The sequence below is a fragment of the Bathymodiolus japonicus methanotrophic gill symbiont genome, assembly GCF_019721995.1.
Classification (GTDB): domain Bacteria; phylum Pseudomonadota; class Gammaproteobacteria; order Methylococcales; family Methylomonadaceae; genus Methyloprofundus.
Genome location: NZ_BLYC01000109.1, coordinates 1 through 2,442, shown reverse-complemented (window position 1 = coordinate 2,442; position 2,442 = coordinate 1). Strand labels below are relative to the sequence as shown.

General features: G+C 41.1%; 2 protein-coding genes. Both read right to left on the bottom strand.

Going from position 1 to position 2,442, the window contains the following annotated elements; translation table 11 throughout:
- Positions 1 to 337: 337 nt before the first annotated feature.
- Positions 338 to 631, bottom strand: a complete 294-nt coding sequence (locus tag K6984_RS30325; protein ID WP_221898667.1) for a hypothetical protein — start codon at positions 629 to 631, stop codon at positions 338 to 340.
- 1,436 nt (positions 632 to 2,067) lie between these two features.
- Entirely contained in the window at positions 2,068 to 2,220 is a 153-nt protein-coding gene (locus tag K6984_RS30320) for a hypothetical protein (protein ID WP_221898666.1), read from the bottom strand.
- Positions 2,221 to 2,442: the final 222 nt, after the last annotated feature.

Sequence of the window (2,442 nt, the reverse complement as noted above, 5' to 3'; positions counted from 1 at the left end):
TCTGTTTACTTTTTTAACATGGGTTTTATTAACTATAGCATGAGATAAGTTTTTTAACAGCCTTTTTTAACATTATTAACTATAAATAAGGTCTTGTTAATGGTGATTAGCTGTGTTTATGGCGATGTAAAAAATACACTTGTTTTTTTGACGTCAATTATTGGAGCAAACCTATGGCCTCGCTAAAAGCGTAAGCGACCTTATCTAGGGAGGTTATCAATGGGAGGCGTGGCTAAGGAATAAATAAACTAGGCGCGGTGGCAAATGGCACGCATCATCAGTGAAGAATATTATTGATCGATAGAAAGAAATAGTTATAACTCACATTGAGCGGGTGCTACCCATAAGAAAGTTGATATATTTCAGCCACAGTCGGGCCAAAGAGTAATAAAATTTTATCTCGCAAAGGCGTAAGTCCTTCAATCACCTGATTTGACTGCTTTTCTCTCGATATTTTAAGACAATGAATACCCAATAATAACTGGAATACCCAGCGTAAAGTCGGCGCTTCTGTTGCCTGCTGAATTTGATTGGGCAACGTTTCCTTTTGTGAGGCCAGGCAAGCCCGCATACGTCTTTCGGCAATGCCATATACCAGCAAGGATAAGAGCATGACCATTAATAATGCCATGATACGCTGGGGTGTTTAAACAAATAATGACGAGACAAAAAACAGGGGGTCTTTGAGAAAAAGAAATCCCCTTTTGACCTGGTATTGCTCCTTGTAAACGTTCACAACTTCCTGGTCGCTAAGTTCTTCTGGGTCGGTGGGGTGTGATTAAAACTGCGGGGATTTGTTAGAATATCACTATTTCAATTGACACAGATTGTGAGCCAGAGTAACAACAAATCTTTTATAGCCCGCCTCAACCAACATCCCAAATTACGTGAACGGGTGGAATCATTGCTGAACGTGGTTGAAAATACTACAGGAAACTGTATTAAAGCGGATGATGCTGAACAAACATGTAATTGAAGAAATACGTCAAATGGGTAATGATGCCCTGCATTGCTGGGGAAGTACAGCAGCGGATAGGGAGGCTAAGCAACTGCGAGAACAACGCCCTGGACTCCATGGCAACGGTAAAAAAAATCTGTTGGCATACAACTTTCGGGGAGATAGAAGTAATAGAGCCTTTATTTCGTTGCCCTGGCCAACAAATAAGACCTTTCAGTCATTCTGTTGGCATTAGCGCTCGGTGTTGCTCACTGCCCTTACAGCGGGTAATAACTGATTTTGGGGCTGACCATGCATTCGGGAAGGTTCCTAAAAAAGGTGATTTTAGACCTTTACGCATAATAGAAAATCCTTAACGGGGTTTATGTTCCGAATTCTGCGTCGACCCCAGTGGGAAATGAAAAACACACATCACTCTTGATAACGAGAATCATTTGCATTAGTATAACCAAAAGTAATTGTACTTTGCCATAGAGATTATATGTACTTGGAAAACTGTCCGTCATCAGGCGTTCCCATTAGTTTAATAATGCGCGCTACACAAACCTCTAACGATCAACCTTCCATGCGTCTGGAAATAAGTATAGATAAAATAAATGAGCTACTTATGCACCAGAAAATCTGCGCAGCAGATATCCGCTGTTTAGACGTTAGATCAAAACAATTCCTGAAGAATCTTTGTTTACAAAACTGTCTCTCCAGCAATGCTGCTCAATCATGTAAATAAATGAATTTCAGGAATACCCCGACCTTTTATACTATCAGGAACTAAATATGAGCCCAAACCCATACCCTCTTTTTGTTATTTCAAGTAATGATCAACCTGAGCAAATTAAAATAAGAGCTGGAATGCTAATTCGACTCTACCTTCAAGACAAAAAAACGTTTATTGCTCTAGCGGTTGTCAATCATCTCAAAGCCCTGTTATCCTTCCCTGGATTTATTGTGGATATGCAGCAACGTTGCGCATTAAGGCGCTTGACAGCACATTGGCGCTATCTCTCCATGTTAGAGAATAAGTATTAGCTAAATCCACAAACCGAATTGAAAAAATAAGCCCTGCAAGCAACATCAAGCATGCAAACAATAAGGAGTTATTATGTCAGATATTAATCATCAATACCTTCGCCCGCTGTCAGCCCCGGACGGGCTGATAGTCTCCAGAAGGCGCAGGGAAATTTGCCAATCCGAAGTGCGCGATAGCGCGCGAGGGAGGCTAAAATTTTATCCCGAATAGCCGTAGAGCCATTTGTGGTAGCCATGACTGAGCTGCTTTGTGCTCAGTCTGTGGCGGACGCAGGGCGGCTGGAGCATCTCCTATTCGCTGCGTAGGTGAACGAATTACGGCGACAGGAGTCCCGGAATTTCGTGAGGTAGCATGGCGCGCCTGAAACGTTTAAATAACGTTTTTAAAAATTTTAACCCATTGGTTTAATTAGAGTTAAAATATTAAATTTCAGAAAAATAAGATCTAAAAACCTAAT

Excerpts from the sequence above, each read along its gene's own strand:
- K6984_RS30325 (WP_221898667.1), bottom strand. The coding sequence starts at position 631 with ATGGCATTATTAATGGTCATGCTCTTATCCTTGCTGGTATATGGCATT.
- K6984_RS30320 (WP_221898666.1), bottom strand. The coding sequence starts at position 2,220 with ATGGCTACCACAAATGGCTCTACGGCTATTCGGGATAAAATTTTAGCC.